Origin of the sequence: Achromobacter xylosoxidans, from assembly GCF_002192695.1 — a bacterium.
Lineage (GTDB): Bacteria > Pseudomonadota > Gammaproteobacteria > Burkholderiales > Burkholderiaceae_B > Achromobacter > Achromobacter xylosoxidans_C.
In genome coordinates this window covers 23,890-41,859 of record NZ_MTLG01000071.1, presented here as the reverse complement: position 1 = coordinate 41,859, position 17,970 = coordinate 23,890, and the positions used below count along the sequence as shown (strand labels likewise).

Genomic DNA, 17,970 nt, shown 5'->3' with positions numbered 1-17,970 from the left:
CAGCCTGCCGCCACCATGACCGCCGAAACCCTCAGCGCCCTGCGCGAACGCATCCAGGAAGCCCGGCGAACCGCGGTGGCGCAGTTCCGCGCGCACCTGCGGCCGGACACCCTGCTGTCCGAGCTGCGCCGCATCGTCGACGCCGCGCTGCGCGACCTGGTCAAGCATTGCCCCCTGCCCGCCGGCGCCACGCTGGCGGCCGTGGGCGGCTATGGCCGCGGCGAACTCTACCCGCATTCCGATGTCGATCTGCTGATCCTGCTGCCGCACGTCCCCACGCCCGAGGACGAGTCGGCCATCGAGAAGCTGGTCGCCTCGCTGTGGGACCTGGGCCTGGAGCCCGGCCACAGCGTGCGCACCATCGAGGACTGCGAACGCGAAGCGGACGCCGACATCACGGTGGAAACGGCCTTGCTGGAGTCACGCTGGCTGGCCGGCAGCCGCGCGCTGATGAAGAAATTCGAAGCCGCGACCAAATCCCGGCTGGACCCGCGCGCCTTCTTCCGCGCCAAGCGCGTCGAAATGCAGCAGCGCCACGCGCGCTACCACGACACGCCCTACGCGCTGGAGCCGAACTGCAAGGAGTCGCCCGGCGGGCTGCGCGACCTGCAGGTCATCCTGTGGATGGCCCGCGCGGCAGGCTTTGGCGACAGCTGGCGATCCGTGGCGCAGGCCGGCCTGCTGACCTCGTCCGAGGCGCGTGACCTGCGTAAAGCGGAACAAGCCTTCAAGCGGCTGCGCATCGAATTGCACCTGCTGGCGAACCGGCGCGAGGATCGCGTGCTATTCGACCTGCAGCCGGCCCTGGCCGAGGTCTACGGCATCCACGCCACCGCCACCCGCCGCGGCAGCGAGCTGCTGATGCAGCGCTACTACTGGGCGGCGCGGCTGGTGACGCAGCTCAACGGCATCCTGGTGCAGAACATCGAGGAGCGCCTGTTCCCGCGCCCGGACAGCGACGCGCGCGACATCGACGACGACTTCCGCAACCTGCGCGACCGCCTGGACATCATTCGCGACGACGGCTTCGAGCGCAATCCCACCTTGCTGCTGCGCGCCTTCCTGGTGATGCAGCAGCATCCGGAATTGACCGGCATGTCGGCGCGGACGCTGCGCGCCATCTGGCATTCGCGCCACCGCATCGACGCGCAGTTCCGCCGCAACCCGGTCAACCGCAAGCTGTTCCTGCAGATCCTGCAGCAACCGCGCGGCATCGTGCACGAGCTGCGGCGCATGACCATGCTGAACATCCTGCCGCGCTATCTGCCGGTGTTCCGCCGTATCGTGGGCCAGATGCAGCACGACCTGTTCCATGCCTACACGGTCGACCAGCACACGCTGGCGGTGGTGCGCAACCTGCGCCGCTTCACCATGCCCGAACATGCCCAGGAGTATCCGCTGGCCAGCCAGCTGATCGCCGGCCTGGACCGGCACTGGCTGCTGTATGTGGCGGCGCTGTTCCACGACATCGCCAAGGGCCGCGGCGGCGACCATTCCGAACTGGGCGCGCGCGAAGTGCGCAAGTTCGCGCAAGACCATGGCATGGAGCCCGAGGACACCCAACTGGTCGAATTCCTGGTGCGCCAGCACCTGCTGATGTCGGCCGTGGCGCAGAAGCGCGACCTGTCCGACCCCGCCGTGGTGCAGGACTTCGCCGCCACCGTGAAGGACGAGCGCCACCTGACCGCGCTGTACCTGCTGACGGTGGCCGATATCCGCGGCACCAGCCCCAAGGTCTGGAATGCCTGGAAGGGCAAGTTGCTGGAAGACCTGTACAAGCTGACGCTGGCCGCCCTGGGCGGCGCCCATGCCGACGCCCACACCGTGCTGACCGAACGCAAGGAAGAGGCCGCCCGCCTGACCCGCCTGGCGGGCCTGCGCGACGACGCCCGCGAAGCCTTCTGGAACCAGCTCGACGTGGCGTACTTCCTGCGCCACGACGCCTCGGACATCGCCTGGCACACGCGCCACCTTTACCACCAGGTGGAGCCGGCCCGGGCCGTGGTCAAGGCCCGCCCCACCGAGCACGGGGAAGGCCTGCAGATCATGGTCTACACCCGCGATGCGCCCGACCTGTTCGTGGCGATCTGCGGCTATTTCGACGCCAAGTCGCTTTCCATTCAGGATGCCCGCATCCACACCACGCGCCACGGTTGGGCGCTGGACAGCTTCATCGTGCTGCTGCCGGAAGGCACCAGCGACCTGCGCGCCCAGGCCACCCTGGTCGAACACGAGCTGGCCGAACGCCTGAAAGACCCGCACGCCGCCGCCTTGCAGCAGCCCGCCCGCGGCGGCTACTACGGCCGCGGCCGCCAGTCGCGCGTGTCGCGGGTGTTCCCGGTCATGCCGCAGGCCGAACTGCAGCCCGACGAGCGCAGCACCTCCTGGCGCCTGTCCGTGACCGCGACCGACCGCCCCGGCCTGCTGCACGCCCTGGCGCGCGTCTTCGCCCGCCACGAGGTGAACCTGCTGATGGCCAAGATCATGACGCTGGGGGACCGGGTCGAGGACGTGTTCATCGTCGATGGCTCGGCGCTGACGCGCCCGCGCAGCCAGATGCAGTTCGAGCGCGACATCCTGGACGCCCTCGCGGGCGAGGAAGCCCAGCAGCGCGCCGCCTGAGCCCGGGCGCCTGGCATCGCCAGCGCCGCCGGGACCGCATACAATCCCGGTTTTCGGCCAGGCGACGCCCTCCCCATGGAGCTAAACGATTATCTGCGCGTTTTCGGTACCAGCTTCTTTTTCGCGCTGGCCACCCTATTGCCGTTTCTGAACCCGCCTGCGATCGCGCCGATCTTCCTGTCGCTGACCGAGGGCGCGTCATCATCCACCCGGATGGTGCTGGCCAAGCGCGTGGCCATCAATGTCTGCCTGATGCTGATCGTCGCCATGGTCGCGGGCAACGTATTGCTCAGCTTCTTCGGCATTTCACTATCCATCGTGCGGGTCGGCGGCGGCATGCTCGTCATTGCCAGCGCCTGGCGGCTGGTGAATTCGCCCGACGCCGACACCGAACGCGTGGCGCGCATGGCCGAGTCCTTCACCCCGGAAATGGCCAAGGCCCGCGCGTTCTATCCCCTGACCTTCCCCATCAGTTGCGGCCCCGGGTCCATCGCCGCGGCCATCACCGTGGGGGTGTCGCTGCGCGACCAGAACCACGTGCTGAGCCTGCTGCGGCTGGGCGGATCCATCCCGGGCATCATCGTCGTGTCGGTGACGCTCTACATCTGCCTACGCTTTGCCGCGCAGATGCTGCACCGCCTGGGCGACAACGGCACCGCGGTGTTCATGCGCCTATCGGCCTTCATCATGCTGTGCCTGGGCGTGCAGATCTTCTGGGAAGGCTCGCGCGAGCTGCTGCTGGGCGTGTTGCAGCAAGTGATGCAACCAATTCCGATTCCCAAGGCCTAAGCCTGGCCGGACGCCGCGTCCAGCCCTTTTTTCAACCCTTGCAAAGCAACAATGACCTCTCGCTCAGAACGCCTGCTCCGCCTGATCGCCCTCTTCTGCTTCGCCGCCGTCGGCCTCGCCCTGGTTTCCCAGCATGTCTTCGACATGCCGCCCTGCGCCTGGTGCGTCATGCAGCGCCTGATCTACCTGGTGATCGGCGTCATCGCGCTGATCGGCGGATTCGGCGGCGGACGCGCCCTGACGCGCCTGTGCGGCGCGCTCACCGCGCTGCTGTCCCTGAGCGGCATCGCGGCCGCGTGGTATCAGTACAGCGTGGCCGCCAACATGCTGTCCTGCGACCAGACCTTCGCCGACCGCTTCATGACCGGCATCGGCCTGGAAAGCGCCGTGCCTTGGCTGTTCGGCATCTATGCGACCTGCATGGACGCCAAGGTGCCGGTGCTGGGCATCGAGTACGCCCTGTGGAGCCTCACGCTCTTCGTCGTCATTTTCTTCATGGCGCTGCCTGTCGTGTTCCGGCGCGGCGGTTCGCAGTAAGCACCGTGCAGGCGCTGCCCGGGGATCGGCACGCCGCCACGCTGCGCCGGCTGGTCCTGGGGCACGCGCCGCTGATGCGTTGGCTGCGCGTCGCCCGTGATCACGGGCCCGTGGATGGCTGCATAGGAGCCGGCGCGGTCCGCGCCCTGGTCTGGAATCACCTGCACGGCTACCCGGCAGGCAGCCATGCCCCAACCGACGTCGACTTCGTTTACCACGACCCCACCGACCTCTCTACCGCACATGAAGAGGAAGTCGCCCGCCGCCTGCGCGACGCCGCGCCCGAGGTGCCCTGGGAGGTGGTGAACCAGGCCCGCGTGCACCTGTGGCGCCGAAACAGCGAGGGCGTCGCTCCGCCCCCGGCATCATCGCTGGCGGCCGGCATCGCGGCCTGGCCTGAAACCGCCACCTGCATCGCCGTGCGCCTGACGCACGACGACCAGGTGCAGATCATCGCCCCGCACGGCCTGACCGACCTGTTCGCGCTGGTATTGCGGCCCAGTCCCGCCGCGGACCCCGAAGCCTATGCTTCGCGGCTCGCCGCCAAACGCCATGCCGAGACCTGGCCGCGCCTGACCGTCATGCCGTAACTCCATTTTTGATCATGTCCACCTTGAAGTACCTGACCGGATATCCGGAATCCCTGCTCGCCCAGGCCCAAAAGCTGCTCGACCAAGACAAGCTGGGCCCGGCGCTGCTGGCGCGCTATCCTGCGGGCCCTCACGACGTGCGTACCGACCGGGCGCTCTACCAATATGTGACGGACCTGAAGAACGCCTATATGCGCAATGGCGACCAGATCAACAAAGTCGCCTTCGACAGCAAGATCCACGTGATCCAGCATGCGCTCGGCCAGCACACCTATATCTCGCGCGTGCAGGGCGGCAAGCTCAAGGCCAAGCATGAAATCCGGGTGGCGACGCTGTTCAAGACCGTGCCGGCGGAATTCCTGAAGATGATCACGGTGCATGAGCTGGCCCACCTGAAGGAAAAAGACCACAACAAAGCCTTCTACAGCATGTGCCTGCGCATGGAGCCGCAGTACCACCAGTATGAGTTCGATCTGCGCCTTTATCTGACGCACCTGGAAGCGACGCGCCAGCCCTTGTGGGATTCAAAGGCATAGTTAATCGCACCGAATATCACCCGGGTCGTGCGAAGAGATTAATTTGCGGCTTCTTCTGACACCATATTCTGAATATTTTCTGAACGAATTCTGACTCCATACTGACTGATTACTTTAACTTTCCTTTCTCTCTGCTTAATAAAAGCTGAATACCACATTCCGGCAGAAAAATTTTTTGCTACCCCTAGGGTTAGCGAGCATGAAATCTCAAATTTCTCTCTAAAAGCCGAAAGCCGAGTGAAAGTGGCCGTTATTAGACTCTCTCAGGCGTTTGTAAGGGGATCGAGAATTCCAGCTCCTTGCAAGCGCATTCATATAACAAGGAGAGCATGGTGCTTCAAGAAAGCAGCGGCAATATAAATGTGGAGAGGGGTATTCATAGGCATATGAATAACCAGAATTTTGTCAGGGGCGTATTCATGATGATATTCGCCCTTTTTTTCGGAGTTACAGCACTCAAGTACCAGGTAGGAACATTTTCCAGGGGCGGACCGGGCCTCTTTCCGCTCATGGCAAGCTCAGCGCTGTTCGCCATCGGCCTGATCACGGCAATCACCTCGTTCTTCACGCCGCCGGTTCCGATGAGCCACAGCATCAAGAACATTTCCATCATCATGCTGAGCCTGGTCGGCTGCGCCGCCATATCCGGCGCAGTCAATATGATCGTCGGCATCATATTCCTGGTTTTCTGCGCCTCGCTGGCCGCCACTTCATATTCAACCCTGAGAAACCTGAAAATCTCAGGAGGGCTGATTGCCGTGGCTTTTGCATTCAAGAGTTTTCTCGGCCTTAACCTGCCCTTACTCTGAAGAGAGCGCGCGATGGAAATCATAAATAATCTGATGCTCGGCTTCGAGCATGCCTTGACATGGCAAAACCTGCTTTATTGCGCGATGGGTTGCGTTATCGGCACCTTGGTCGGACTGCTGCCCGGATTGGGCCCCTTGTCCACGATCAGCCTGCTGCTGCCGCTGACCTATTCCATTCCCACCGGCGGCGCGCTGATCATGCTGGCCGGCATTTATTACGGCGCGCAATATGGTGACAGCGTCAGCGCCATCACCATGAAGATTCCGCATGCAAGCAGTATCGTCGCCTGTATAGACGGCTATCAGATGAACCTCAATGGCAAGACCGGCCTCGCCTTGTTCACGGCAGGCGTCTCCAGCTTTATCGGGGGCACGGTGGCCATCGTGGTGCTGTCCACCATGACGCCGATCCTGGGCGAAGCCGCCTTCCTGTTCGGCCCGGCGGACTACACCGCACTGATGCTGATGGGCTTCTTCTGCGTCAGCTTCGTCAGCAGCGGCAATATGCTGACGGGCCTGGCGATGGCCATCGTCGGCGTGCTGCTCGCGTCGATCGGCACCGACGTCAACAGCGGCACTGCGCGCTACACCATGGATTTCGCCTTCTTGCAGGATGGGATCGGCCTGATCAGCATCGCGCTGGGCTGCTTCGGCATCGCGGAAATCGTGAAGAACCTGGATAACCGCAACGAACTCACCCCGTTCAACGGCAAGATCAAGCTCATGCCGACCTGGGCCGAGTTCAAGCGGATCATCCCGAGCGCCCTGCGCGGCAGCGCGATCGGCGCGGCCCTGGGCATTCTGCCCGGCGGCGGCCCCACGATTGCGCAGTTTGCGGCCTATGCGGCCGACAAGCGCTTCAGCAAGTACAAGCACGAAATGGGCAACGGCGCGATCGAAGGCGTGGCCGGCCAGGCTGCCGCGGACGAAGCGGCTGCCCGCACCAGCTTCATCCCGCTGATGGCCATCGGCATTCCCGAGAATGCCGTGATGGCCCTGATGCTGGCCGCGTTCATCATCAAGGGCGTACAGCCCGGCCCCAACATGATCGGTTCGCATCCTGACCTGTTCTGGGGCCTGGTGGCCAGCATGTGGGTGGGCAACTGCTTCCTGCTGATCCTGAACGTGCCGCTGGTGCGCTACTGGCTCTCCGTGTTCAAGATCCCCTATACGGTCCTGTTCCCTTCGATCCTGTTCTTCTGCATCGTCGGCACCTTCAGCATCAACAACAGCCTGGATGACATCTACATCACGGCTGTGTTCGGGCTGATCGGCTACGCCTTCCTGCGGCTGGGCATGGGCGCCGCGCCGCTCATGCTGGGCTTCATCCTGGGGCCCATGCTTGAGGAGAATTTCCGCCGGGCCATGCTGCTGAGCAGGGGGTCGTTCGACGTCTTCGTGACGCGGCCGATCAGCGCCACCCTCCTGGGCGTCATCGGACTGGTGATCGTCTGGAAGTTCGTCAACTTCGTCCGCAACCTGCGGCAACCCAAGATGGCGGACGCCACGCCCGCCCCCTAAGCCAGGACCGCTCCGCGCCCCTTGCCTAAAAGGCAGGGGCGCAGGAAAACGCCGGGCAGCCTGACCTCACCCCGCCGCCGCTCCCGCCTCGATCATGTCTACCCTGAAATACCAGATCGGACACCCGGAATCCCCGCTCACTCAAGCCCCAAAGCTGCTCCACCATGGCAGGCTGGGCGCAGTGCCCACTGGCGCGCTATCCTGCCGGCCCTCACGACACGGAACCCCGACCCCGCGGTGTACCTGACGCACCTGGAAGCGACGGGCGGCGGCCAGTGTTGATGCAGGCCGAACATTACGACACCAGCTCTTCCGCAAGCGCAACTTCGCCTTCGTCTAGTCCAAAAACTTCTACCCCCTGAGGCATAGGGCGACCGATCGTCACAGCAACCAACTCTTCAGCGTCGCTGGGGCCACGGCGAAATCTTACGACGTGCCTCTCCCCCACCGATCTGATTGCCTCCGACGGAATGACAAAGGCTCGGTCATTGCGATAAATGACGACTTCCAATTGACCGCTCATTCCCAATCTTACGGCTCGCCGGTTAGGTTCTTCCGGGGCGACGATATCGACCACGACCTCGTAATTCACCGGATTTCCCTGCCCCTCCGGCTCAGCTAGCCGCGCGCCCAACGACACGATCCTGCCGTCCAACGTCAAGCCCGCGAAACCGTCTCCCGTGATCCGCACGTTCATTCCTTCACTCAGTTGATTGATGTCGATTTCGTCGACCTTGGCAACTGCATGCAAGCGTTCAACACTGGCCACGCGTAACAGCGCCTGCCCCTGGCCGACCCGGGCCCCAGGCAGCGGAGCCGTTGCCCCCTGCTGCGCCGACGCGGGCGGTCCCATAACCACACCGGGAAATGGAGTAGTCATGATTGACCGCGCCCGAAGAGCGGCCAAGGTGTCCTTCCGCGCTTGTGCATTGGCCAGCTCCATATCGGCAATCTGCCGGAACTCTCCTTCACCGCGCGCCAGCGTGGAACTCAAATCGGCCTGCGCAGAGGCGATCTCCAATTGTTGAACTTTTGCCTGTTGCTCAAGCGAGTCGACCTCCACCCTCGCCACAATGCCTCGAGCGAACAACGTACGAGTCTCCGCCAGTTTGCGTGCCGTTTCCGAAAAGCTCATACGCGCAGTAGCCAAGGCGCGACGCGCCCGGCTCGCCTCGACGCCCTGGGTCCAGTCCACCAGAACTTGCACCGCACTTTTGGCCTTGAGTAGATCGGCGCTAGCCTGGCGCAATCGGATGTCAATATCGGCAGTATCCATTTCCAGAAGCATCTGCCCAGCCGCCACACGTTGCCCTTCCACAACATGCATTGACCTGATATTGCCCTCGAAAGGCGCGCTGACAATCGATATCGCGGCAGGCTCGATTCGTCCCACCAGACCAATGCGCACCGCTATGCCCTGCGCCTCTACCTTGTACCACCCGCCGGAGGCAGCGATCTCCAGCCGCGTCCAGCTTTTCCATGTTCGCAAACCCAATTCGCAAAGCGCCAATACCGCCACGGCAAGCAACACCCATCGCCATGCCCGCCTGACAGTCATGGGTTTAGTCATTGAGTGCGATATCCCAGCTGTCCAAGGTCGTACCCAGCCGCAAGTCCAGCAGCGTCTGCGCATTGAGATACCCAATCAGCGCACCCAGCCGCGCGCTATCCGAATTACGCAAATCCGCCTCAAAACTGAGGACCTGAAAATTGCTGGAACGTCCTACCTGCAGTTTCTCGCGTTCGATATCGAGCTTGCGTCGGGATAATTCGTGTGCGCGCGTCGCTATTTCCAGTTGACGCCAGCGCGACCCAACATCGCGCACTGCATCACTGACCTCTCGATCCAACACTTGTTGGGCATTCTTCAACTTATTGGCCTGATCCTGCGCGGCCACCCGTGCACGCACTTCATTCTGCCGCGTGGCCAGGTCTCCAATGGGAATTTCCACCTGTATCCCGGCATATCCCTCCCACCGCCTATCCGAGCCCGGCACATGGCCCCCCCTCGAATATCGATCTCGACCCTGAGTTGCGCCGCCTACCAGTGAAACATCCCATAATGACTGATTCCTCGCCACGATCAGATTGACATCAGCCTGCTCGGCCGCAATCAGCTGCATCAGATACTCCGGTTGCCTTTCCAACGCGACCCGTTGCGCCTCCACCAAACTAAGCTGCATGCGCTCCGCTCCCAGCCCCTCCGTCGCATATATTTGATTGCTCAGGTCCAGGGCCAGCAATTGCAACAACTCCAGCCTGCGTGCCGCCAGCATATTGTTCGCATCTTCCACACTCAACTCCTGCGTAGCGGCATCCGCCTCGGTCTGGACAATCTCGAATTCAGCCATCCTGCCGGCGGAGATCAACGCTTGGTTGATTTCGAGCAGACGGCGCGAACGCCCCAAAGCGTCCTGCGCAATACGAACTTGTTCCTGGGCTCGCAGCAACTCACGATACGCCAGCACAATTTGTGTAACTGTTTGCGCAACCCTGGCCTGCAGCCCCAAACGATTGCTCCGTTCTGCCAACCGGGAAAGGCGCAGGGGCGCGGTCACCACCTCCCTACCCGCTCCCCGCAGTAGAGGTTGTATCGCCGCAAACGTCACGCCATCGGTGCGTTGGCGCCCCGCACGATCGGCCTGATGCTGTTCATTTGCCCAAGAGAGGCTGAAGCGTGTGCCAATTTCGCTGATCTTCGTCGTCTGCGGCGTAACCTCCCCCCGCCGATAGCGATCATCTTGATTGCGAACGCCCACATAACGGCCCGTCAACAGCAGCTTAGGCGTGAAATAATCTTCCGCAACCCGCAAATCGTACTTCTGGGCGATGCGCTCAAGATATGCGCTCCGGATTGAACGATTGCTACGTAACCCCAGGAATACCGCTTCCGTGAGCGTCAGATTCGCGATATGGTCGCCCGGCACTATTGCCGATGGCTTGCGCATCGTTGCATGTGAAGCCGGCGCGATATTGTCCGCAAGAATGGGCCCATGCATGACCAATGCCAGTATCCAGCCCGTCGCCCGTCTCGCCTTTTCAAGCATCGCGCAAGGCCTGTACGGGTTGCAATCGAGCCGCGGCCAGAGCCGGATACAGACCGGATAGCAAACCCACCGCCAGAGAACTCCCAGCCCCCAATGGCAAAGCCAGCGGCGCCAACACAAATTCCCAACCAGCGAGTTTCACGAAAACGAAGGCAGCCAGCACCCCAACAATTACGCCCATTGCAGCGCCCACCGCAGCAAGGCTGGCCGCTTCCAACAAAAATAGCAGGCAAATATCCCGAGGCCGAGCGCCGACGGCCATGCGAAGCCCAATTTCTCTACGCCGTTCGGCAACATTCAGCAGCATCACGTTCATGACACCTCCCCCGCCTACGAGCAGCGAGAATCCGCCCAGTGCTCCCAGCAAATAGGAAAAGGTATCGGCCTGACGCTTCATCCCCTCAACCCACTGGCGCGGGATCCGCACATCCGCATCTCGCCCCCTTAGCGACGATGCAAGATAGGCTTGCAGCTTGCGCCCGGCAGCGTCCAGGTCGGTACCGGACACCACCTTCAAAATAAGAGCACTCGGCTTCGGATCCGGTATCTGGCGGCGCAACCCCTCGTAGTGGATATATATGGCGTCATCGGCCGAGAACGGCAAGAACGGATTGGCAGGCAGCACATCGGCGACACCGATAATCCGATAGAGATAGTTGCCTATCTGCATAGTTTCACCGGGTGCAATGCGCCGGCCTTCACTTTCCAATGATCGAGCGACCGCCGCCCCCAACACCGCGAACAGGCTACTTCCGTCAAACTTGGTAAGATTGCGCCCGGCAATCAGCCGCCATCCAATTGCGTCAGCCAATTCACTACTCGCGCCAACCAAACGGGCATCAACCGTTCGACCACGGGCTCGCATACGTGTGCCGTACGTGGCAAGAATCGCGACTAGCTCGAATTCCGGCAACGCTGCGCGCAGCGCGACCAAATCAAGGTAGGGCGGCAATGGGCGATCGCCGCGCTTTTCTGGAAATGTAACGACCAACGCGTCAGTTCCCATGCCCTTGAAAATAAGCATCACATCCTGGGCGGCAGAGTGACCGATCGTCAGCAACGCGACAATCGCGGCGCAGCCCATGACAATCCCAAGCAACGCCAGCAGTGCGCGCCTGCCCAAACTTTTCAGGTTGTCACTTGATTCACGCAGGCGCTGTGCGAATGACATTCCACGGAATGGGGTAGCGGATTCATCCACGATCTCGAGCCTCCCGAGATTCAAGCTCCATTAGTTCTCCATTGGCCACGCAAAACCGACGGTCAAAACGTGCCGCCAATGATGCATCATGCGTAACTACGGCCAATGTAACTCCGCGCTCCGCATTGAGCTTCAGGAGCAGCGACAAGACGTCAGACGCCGAATCGCTATCGAGATTGCCGGTCGGTTCATCCGCGAGAATGACCGAAGGCTCACCCACCAGGGCTCGGGCGATCGCCACACGCTGGCGCTGCCCTCCCGAAAGATCCGCGGGTACATGAGCAGCTCTGCAGCCTAGACCAACCGCGTCCAACTGCTCCATCGCCCGCAGCCTTGCTTCGGTACGACCGACGCCGCGATAGGTCAAAGGCAACGCAACGTTATCCAACGCAGTTAGTCGTGGCAGCAAATTGAACGACTGAAAAACAAAGCCGATTTCCCGATTGCGAAAGTAAGATCTTTCATTTTCATCGGCCTTTGTCATATCTCGCCCGCGGAAGAGGAATGACCCCGACCGCGGCTGATCTAGAAGCCCAAGAATGTTCAGCAAAGTGCTTTTCCCCGATCCGGACGCCCCCAAAAAAGCACAGGTTTGCCCAGTTCCAATCTCGAGAGAGACAGATTTAAGGACAACAGTGCTTTCTGCGCCTACGCGATACGACTGGCATATGGATTCCAATCGGATTAGAAGCGGCGCTGACCGCTGACCCCACTGCTGCACCACGTCTCGAAATCGCTATATATGGAGGAAGTGCGCAACCATATAGGCAACCATGAAAAATAAAAACTATTCAAAAGAAGAGGTGAGGTTGTCGCGCAATAATCCGTAAACTCTGCGCCGCGACAGACCATCCTTAATTTTATGATTTTATTAACCTGGCTTCAGCATACGTGTATATCGCGATATATCTGGCCGCGCATGCATTGCGCCATTTCGATTGACACATCCTGTCCGACATGCCGGATTCAAAAACCACTTCCAGCTCTTCTCCCGAAAATTCGAGAACGAGCTCGGGAGTTCAGATATCAAACCCAATACGGAGACTGTTTTGAAAAACGCTAAGAAATTGGTTCTCGCTGGATTGCTTGCCTCAGCACTCGCTGGCGCTGCAACCGTCTCACACGCTGGCGCATGCACCCACGTATTTCGCTCTCAATACATGGGCGCGACCAAAGCGGGATCCACCGATGTGGTTATCGACCCATTCACTCAGACATGCTCTGGCGGCATGCACGGCGAGATCACACTTGACGGCGGCGGCAACAAACTCTGGCTGCAGATCGAAAAGGAAATAAACGGCACCTGGACCGTCATGACCAAAGGCTCGTCGATAAGCTACCCTGGTGAACCCGGCCGTTATCGTTTCACCATCAACAACTATGCAAGCATGGGCGTCGCGCGGTGGACGCTGAAATACTCCAAGATGATGTGACTTCGCCATTGACCATGCGATGAAAAAAAATGCCGCCCGGTGGGGCGGCATTTTTTCATCGTGGCAAGCCTCTCAGGCGTCGCTGGCGGCGTAGCCCATGTTGAACTGCAGGCCGCTCGCGCCCCCTTCCTCGCCGGGTTCACCGCGGGATTGACCCAGGCGAGCCAGGTACTCGGGGGTGATGTCGCCCGTGACGTACTGGCCGTCGAAGCAGGACGCCTCGAAACGCGACAGCTTGGGATTGATGTCCCGAACCGACTGCTGCATGTCGTGCAGGTCCTGGTAGATCAGCGAGTCGGCGCCGATCGCGCGGGCGATTTCTTCGTCGCTGCGGCCGGTGGCGATGAGTTCGCTCTGCGTGGGCATGTCGATGCCGTAGACGTTCGGGAAACGCACCGGGGGAGCGGCCGAGGCGAAGTAGACCTTGTTAGCGCCGGCGGCGCGGGCCATGTCGACGATCTCGCGGCTGGTGGTGCCGCGCACGATGGAGTCATCCACCAGCAGCACGTTCTTGCCCTTGAATTCCATGCCGATGGCGTTGAGCTTCTGGCGCACGGATTTGCGGCGCACGGCCTGGCCCGGCATGATGAACGTGCGGCCCACGTAGCGGTTCTTGATCAGGCCTTCGCGGTAGTCCAGGTTCAGGCGCGCGGCCAGCTGCATGGCGGCGGGACGCGAGGAATCCGGAATCGGCATGACGACGTCGATATCGCCCAGGCGCATGTTGCGCGCCACCTTGTCGGCCAGGTACTCACCCATGCGCAGGCGGGCGTCGTACACGGACACGCCGTCGATCAGCGAATCCGGGCGCGCGAAGTACACGTATTCGAAAATGCAGGGCACCAGCTGGGGGTTGTCGGCGCACTGGCGGCTGACGAAGCGGCCGTCCAGATCGACGAACACGGCTTCGCCGGGTTCGACATCGCGCACGAAGGCAAAGCCGCTGCCCTCCAGCGCCACGGATTCCGAGGCCACCATCCACTCCACGCCCTCTTCGGTTTCCTGGCGGCCGATGCACAGCGGACGGATGCCGTTGGGATCGCGGAAGGCGAGCAAACCGTAACCGGAAATCTGCGCCACCACGGCGTAGGCGCCACGCACGCGCTTGTGCAGGGCCGACACGGCGCGGAAGATCGCATCGTCGTCCAGCGACACGCCGCTGGCCGCCGATTGCAGCTCGTGCGCCAGCACGTTCAGCAGGACTTCGGAATCGGAGTTGGTGTTGATGTGGCGGCGGTCGACGCGGTAGAGCGATTCGCGCAGCTCGCGCCAGTTGGTCAGGTTGCCGTTGTGGGACAACATGATGCCGAACGGCGCGTTGACGTAGAACGGCTGGGCCTCTTCCTCGCTGGCGCTGGAGCCCGCGGTGGGATAGCGGACCTGGCCGACGCCCGACGTACCCGGCAGCGCGCGCATGTTGCGCGTGCGGAAGACGTCGCGCACCAGGCCGTGTGCCTTGTACATATTGAATTGGTTGCCCTGCGATGTCGCGATGCCCGCGGCGTCCTGCCCGCGATGCTGCAACAGCAGCAAGCTGTCATAGAGCAGCTGGTTGACCGGCCCGCGCCCGATGACCCCTACGATTCCACACATGGTGAGATTTCCTGGTTGATTTAAAGCTAATCAATACGGCAGCCACGTCGCCAGGGACGGCGGCAGCCACGTCTTGATATGTTTGATGGCCTCGATGGCCGAATGCGAAAACATGGCGTCCTTCCACCACGGCTCCTGCGGCAGCGGCGTGTAACCTGCGGCGGCGACCAGCGCCAGCACGATCAGCAGGCCACGGGCCAGCCCGAACATCCCGCCCAGGCCGTGGTCGGCGGGACTCAGTCCGGTGCTGCGGATCAGGGCGGCAAGCGTCATGTTGACCAAGCCCACACCCAGCAGCACGATGATGAACACTGCGGCGTATGAAACACCCATGCGCAACAGCGTCGTTTCAATATAGGGCTCCAGCCAGGCATAGACCGTGGGCCCCCACCATATCGCGGCCACGAAGGCCAGCAGATAGGCAACCAGCGACAGCACCTCTTTGAGCAGGCCGCGCACCAGGCCCAGCACACCCGAAACCACCAGGATGGCCAGCACGACGAAGTCGAAGCCGGTCACTATTGGGCGGCGATGAAACCATTGTCATAGCCCAGGGTGCGCAACCGCGCCTGGGCCGCCTGCGCCGCCTCGCGCGAGGGGAACGGCCCCACCCGCAGACGGTACTGCTGCTTGCCATTGATGGTGGCTTGTTCGACGAATGCGTTGGTGACGCCGGCCTGGTGCAGCTTGCCGCGCCGCGACTGGGCGTCCTCGGAGGTGGTGTAGGCGGCGATCTGCAACACGAAATTGCCCTTGGCGGCCGGCTTGGGCGCAGGCGTCGTAGCGGCGGGCGCCTGCCGCCCTTCCAGCAGGGCCAGGGCGCGCGCGCCATCATCCGAACGGGTATCGGGCTTGGCCGGCGTGGCGGGCTTGGGTTCGGGCTTGGGCGGCGTGGCCGGCTTGGGCTCGGGCTTGGGCGGCGTGACGGCCGCCGTCGCAGGCGGCGTCGCAGGTTGCGCGGCCGGAGGCGTCGTCGTTGCTGGCGGCTGCGCGGACGTGACCGGAGGCGGCGTGGGAATGGCCGCCGCAGGATCCGTCGGCGCGGCGCTGCCCGGCGCGGGCGTCTGCGGCGCGGCGACCTGGGGTTCGCTGACTTGCGGCTGGAACGGCGTATTGCGTTCCGGCACCCTGATGGGAATGTTGTCGTCGACGGGCGTGGGCTGCGAATCGAGCACCATGGGCAGGATGATGACGGCTGCCAGCACCAGCGCGACGGCGCCTGCCAGCCTGCGCCGCGCGCGGCCGCGCAGCTCCGCAGCCTGCACCTCGCTGGGCACTGCCGCTCGCTTGGAGGACTGCGCCTGGTCGGCAGGATCTTTGCGTTTGAAAAAACCCATGGAGGAGAATTCCTTGCGGCGATATGGCGGCGGGCCGCCTGGACGCGATTGACCCGCTGTTGCCTATGCCTTGCGACCCAGAGCCTGCAAAACCGAGGCTACGGTGAGAAACGAGCCGAACACTACGATTCTATCATTCTCCCCTGCCCGTTCGCGCGCCGCCGCAAAGGCCAGGGCAGGATCCGCGTACGCCGCGATGCCCGGTTTTTCGCCATCAGCGGGCGCCGGCGGCAGCGCCGCGGCGACCTGTTCGGCCAACGCTACTCCAGACGTGCCGCGCGGACCCGGCAGGCCGGCGCAATACCAGTTGTCAACGCGGGTGCCGAGCTTGGCGACGACGCCGGCCAGGTCCTTGTCGTTGAGCATGCCGAACACCGCATGGGTGTACGGATGGAAGCCCATGTTGTCCAGGTTTTGCGCCAGCACCGCCGCGGCGTGCGGGTTGTGCGCCACGTCCAGGATGACCGCGGGCTGGCCCGGCAGGATCTGGAAGCGGCCCGGCAGCGACGCCTGCAACAGCCCCAGGCGCACGGCCTGCTGCGGCACCGGCAAGCGGTCGCGCACCGACTCCAGCGCCGCCAGCGCGGCCGAAGCGTTCAGCAACTGGTTGGCGCCGCGCAGCGCCGGATAGGCCAGGGAATTGCGGCGTTGTTCGCGCCCACCGTAGGCCCATTGCTGGCGGTCGCCGGAATAGTTGAAATCATGGCCGAACAACCACAGGTCGGCGCCGATCTCCTTGACGTGGTCCAGCAGCGATTGCGGCGGCATCGGATCGCTGCAGATGGCCGGGCGGCCGCTGCGATAGATGTGGGCTTTTTCGAATCCGATCTTTTCGCGCGTATCGCCCAGCCAGTCGGTGTGGTCCAGGTCCACGCTGGTGACGATGGAGCAGTCGGCGTCGATGATGTTGACGGCGTCCAGCCGCCCGCCCAGGCCGACTTCCAGCACCACGGCGTCCAGCTTCGACTGCGAGAACAGCCGCAGGATCGCCAGCGTGGTGAACTCGAAATAGGTCAGCGACACGTCGCCGCGCGCGGCCTCGACCGCCTGGAACTGGGTGATCAAGGCCTCGTCCGTGGCGATCTGCCCGTTGATGCGGGCGCGTTCGTTGAAGTTGATCAGGTGCGGGGACGTGTACAGCCCGACCTTGTAGCCGGCCGCAAGCAGGATCGCCTCCAGCATGGCACAGGTGGAACCCTTGCCGTTGGTGCCGCCGACGACGAACTTCACGCCGGAAAGCTCCAGCCCCAGGCGCCCGGCCACCTCGCGCACCCGGTCCAGGCCCATGTCGATCGCGGTGGCGTGGATCGATTCCAGGTACTGCAGCCAATCGGACAGGGTGGCGGAAACGTCGGGCGTGCGGGCAGAAGACATGACAGGGCCGTAAGTGAGATCAGCCTTCGATTTTAGCAGTCCACGCACGGTGTTTTCCCTAATCCCCCAGGGGGCGGCAAGGTATCCCCACCGAAAAATTGCTTGCCACTATTTTTCTCATACATAAAAATAATTTCACGTATGGAAATTTAATTGGATCAAACATGACGCAAAGCAAGACCCCCGCTTGGCTGGTGCGCGAGGCCGACGTGCCCGGCTACCACCCCGCCAACCACACCGGCACCCTGAACCGGCGCCTGATCGGCCCGGACACCGTCGGCTCGCGGGGCGTGGAGGTGCTGCTGGGCGTGATCGACAAGGGCAAGGGCGCGCTACCGCACGCCCACCCCGGCATCGAACAGGTCTGCTACCTGCTGTCCGGCACGGCGCGCGCGCAGGTACAGGACGAATGGGCCGACATGGGGCCGGGCGACTGCTGCTACTTCCCTCCGGACATTCCGCACGTCTTCACCGTCACCAGCGATGAGCCCGCCCGCCTGCTGGTGATCTACACGCCCCCTTATGAAGAATCCCCAGACCGCGTGATACGCGGCTTTCCGGCGCCACCCCCAGCCGCCTGA

General features: G+C 62.7%; 17 protein-coding genes. 9 read left to right on the top strand and 8 right to left on the bottom strand.

All coding sequences use genetic code 11. The annotated features are described in order from the left end of the window. Nucleotides 1–15 precede the first annotated feature (15 nt). The 7 genes from BRO63_RS12845 (at nucleotide 16) to BRO63_RS12815 (ending at nucleotide 7,404) form a co-directional block, all read left to right on the top strand. A complete protein-coding gene (locus BRO63_RS12845; protein WP_088140167.1) occupies nucleotides 16–2,622 on the top strand; it encodes a [protein-PII] uridylyltransferase in 2,607 nt (868 codons plus the stop codon). Between the two features lie 75 nt (nucleotides 2,623–2,697). After that, complete coding sequence (locus BRO63_RS12840; RefSeq protein WP_059380355.1) at nucleotides 2,698–3,411, top strand: MarC family protein; 714 nt, start codon at nucleotides 2,698–2,700, stop codon at nucleotides 3,409–3,411. Between the two features lie 51 nt (nucleotides 3,412–3,462). Next, on the top strand, nucleotides 3,463–3,948 hold the full coding sequence (locus tag BRO63_RS12835; protein ID WP_088140166.1) for a disulfide bond formation protein B: 486 nt from the start codon (nucleotides 3,463–3,465) through the stop codon (nucleotides 3,946–3,948). 110 nt (nucleotides 3,949–4,058) lie between these two features. Continuing rightward, nucleotides 4,059–4,538, top strand: coding sequence for a nucleotidyltransferase family protein (locus tag BRO63_RS12830; protein ID WP_218824093.1), 480 nt, complete (start codon nucleotides 4,059–4,061; stop codon nucleotides 4,536–4,538). A 14-nt stretch (nucleotides 4,539–4,552) separates the two neighbouring features. Then, nucleotides 4,553–5,074 carry a YgjP-like metallopeptidase domain-containing protein gene (locus tag BRO63_RS12825; protein ID WP_088140243.1) on the top strand — a complete coding sequence of 174 codons (522 nt, stop codon included), beginning with the start codon at nucleotides 4,553–4,555 and terminating at the stop codon, nucleotides 5,072–5,074. A 386-nt stretch (nucleotides 5,075–5,460) separates the two neighbouring features. Further along, the gene (locus tag BRO63_RS12820; protein ID WP_088140242.1) at nucleotides 5,461–5,883 is read left to right on the top strand and encodes a tripartite tricarboxylate transporter TctB family protein; all 423 of its coding nucleotides are present in this window, start codon (nucleotides 5,461–5,463) and stop codon (nucleotides 5,881–5,883) included. Between the two features lie 12 nt (nucleotides 5,884–5,895). Next, entirely contained in the window at nucleotides 5,896–7,404 is a 1,509-nt protein-coding gene (locus BRO63_RS12815) for a tripartite tricarboxylate transporter permease (protein WP_088140165.1), read from the top strand. A 295-nt stretch (nucleotides 7,405–7,699) separates the two neighbouring features. On the opposite strand, the gene BRO63_RS12810 is transcribed toward BRO63_RS12815, so the two are convergent. The 4 genes from BRO63_RS12810 to BRO63_RS12795 are packed head-to-tail and all read right to left on the bottom strand — an operon-like array spanning nucleotide 7,700 to nucleotide 12,373. Beyond that, entirely contained in the window at nucleotides 7,700–8,974 is a 1,275-nt protein-coding gene (locus BRO63_RS12810) for an efflux RND transporter periplasmic adaptor subunit (protein WP_179215088.1), read from the bottom strand. Continuing rightward, nucleotides 8,967–10,451, bottom strand: coding sequence for a TolC family protein (locus BRO63_RS12805; protein ID WP_088140163.1), 1,485 nt, complete (start codon nucleotides 10,449–10,451; stop codon nucleotides 8,967–8,969). The genes BRO63_RS12810 and BRO63_RS12805 overlap by 8 nt, the downstream gene beginning before the upstream one ends. Beyond that, complete coding sequence (locus BRO63_RS12800; protein WP_256943294.1) at nucleotides 10,444–11,652, bottom strand: ABC transporter permease; 1,209 nt, start codon at nucleotides 11,650–11,652, stop codon at nucleotides 10,444–10,446. The genes BRO63_RS12805 and BRO63_RS12800 overlap by 8 nt, the downstream gene beginning before the upstream one ends. After that, nucleotides 11,645–12,373, bottom strand: a complete 729-nt coding sequence (locus BRO63_RS12795) for an ABC transporter ATP-binding protein (protein WP_256943296.1) — start codon at nucleotides 12,371–12,373, stop codon at nucleotides 11,645–11,647. Before BRO63_RS12795 ends, BRO63_RS12800 begins: the two co-directional genes overlap by 8 nt. 328 nt (nucleotides 12,374–12,701) lie before the next feature. On the opposite strand from BRO63_RS12795, the gene BRO63_RS33945 reads away from it, so the two are divergent. Next, nucleotides 12,702–13,085 carry a hypothetical protein gene (locus BRO63_RS33945; protein ID WP_143219470.1) on the top strand — a complete coding sequence of 128 codons (384 nt, stop codon included), beginning with the start codon at nucleotides 12,702–12,704 and terminating at the stop codon, nucleotides 13,083–13,085. 72 nt (nucleotides 13,086–13,157) lie between these two features. On the opposite strand, the gene purF is transcribed toward BRO63_RS33945, so the two are convergent. From purF to folC, 4 genes are all read right to left on the bottom strand, one after another. Further along, entirely contained in the window at nucleotides 13,158–14,678 is a 1,521-nt protein-coding gene (gene purF, locus BRO63_RS12785; protein ID WP_088140159.1) for an amidophosphoribosyltransferase, read from the bottom strand. Nucleotides 14,679–14,708: 30 nt separating this feature from the next. Then, on the bottom strand, nucleotides 14,709–15,197 hold the full coding sequence (locus BRO63_RS12780) for a CvpA family protein (RefSeq protein ID WP_054456710.1): 489 nt from the start codon (nucleotides 15,195–15,197) through the stop codon (nucleotides 14,709–14,711). Beyond that, nucleotides 15,197–16,015 carry an SPOR domain-containing protein gene (locus tag BRO63_RS12775; RefSeq protein ID WP_088140158.1) on the bottom strand — a complete coding sequence of 273 codons (819 nt, stop codon included), beginning with the start codon at nucleotides 16,013–16,015 and terminating at the stop codon, nucleotides 15,197–15,199. Before BRO63_RS12775 ends, BRO63_RS12780 begins: the two co-directional genes overlap by 1 nt. A gap of 63 nt (nucleotides 16,016–16,078) precedes the next feature. Next, on the bottom strand, nucleotides 16,079–17,389 hold the full coding sequence (gene folC, locus BRO63_RS12770; protein ID WP_088140157.1) for a bifunctional tetrahydrofolate synthase/dihydrofolate synthase: 1,311 nt from the start codon (nucleotides 17,387–17,389) through the stop codon (nucleotides 16,079–16,081). Nucleotides 17,390–17,553: 164 nt separating this feature from the next. On the opposite strand from folC, the gene BRO63_RS12765 reads away from it, so the two are divergent. After that, nucleotides 17,554–17,970 carry a cupin domain-containing protein gene (locus BRO63_RS12765; RefSeq protein WP_088140156.1) on the top strand — a complete coding sequence of 139 codons (417 nt, stop codon included), beginning with the start codon at nucleotides 17,554–17,556 and terminating at the stop codon, nucleotides 17,968–17,970.

What these genes read in the sequence shown, in the direction of transcription:
- purF (WP_088140159.1), bottom strand. Translation starts at nt 14,678, where the DNA reads ATGTGTGGAATCGTAGGGGTCATCGGGCGCGGGCCGGTCAACCAGCTG.
- BRO63_RS12815 (WP_088140165.1), top strand. Translation starts at nt 5,896, where the DNA reads ATGGAAATCATAAATAATCTGATGCTCGGCTTCGAGCATGCCTTGACA.
- BRO63_RS12810 (WP_179215088.1), bottom strand. Translation starts at nt 8,974, where the DNA reads ATGACTAAACCCATGACTGTCAGGCGGGCATGGCGATGGGTGTTGCTT.
- folC (WP_088140157.1), bottom strand. Translation starts at nt 17,389, where the DNA reads ATGTCTTCTGCCCGCACGCCCGACGTTTCCGCCACCCTGTCCGATTGG.
- BRO63_RS12825 (WP_088140243.1), top strand. Translation starts at nt 4,553, where the DNA reads ATGTCCACCTTGAAGTACCTGACCGGATATCCGGAATCCCTGCTCGCC.
- BRO63_RS12775 (WP_088140158.1), bottom strand. Translation starts at nt 16,015, where the DNA reads ATGGGTTTTTTCAAACGCAAAGATCCTGCCGACCAGGCGCAGTCCTCC.
- BRO63_RS12845 (WP_088140167.1), top strand. Translation starts at nt 16, where the DNA reads ATGACCGCCGAAACCCTCAGCGCCCTGCGCGAACGCATCCAGGAAGCC.
- BRO63_RS12840 (WP_059380355.1), top strand. Translation starts at nt 2,698, where the DNA reads ATGGAGCTAAACGATTATCTGCGCGTTTTCGGTACCAGCTTCTTTTTC.
- BRO63_RS12805 (WP_088140163.1), bottom strand. Translation starts at nt 10,451, where the DNA reads ATGCTTGAAAAGGCGAGACGGGCGACGGGCTGGATACTGGCATTGGTC.
- BRO63_RS12835 (WP_088140166.1), top strand. Translation starts at nt 3,463, where the DNA reads ATGACCTCTCGCTCAGAACGCCTGCTCCGCCTGATCGCCCTCTTCTGC.
- BRO63_RS12820 (WP_088140242.1), top strand. Translation starts at nt 5,461, where the DNA reads ATGAATAACCAGAATTTTGTCAGGGGCGTATTCATGATGATATTCGCC.
- BRO63_RS12765 (WP_088140156.1), top strand. Translation starts at nt 17,554, where the DNA reads ATGACGCAAAGCAAGACCCCCGCTTGGCTGGTGCGCGAGGCCGACGTG.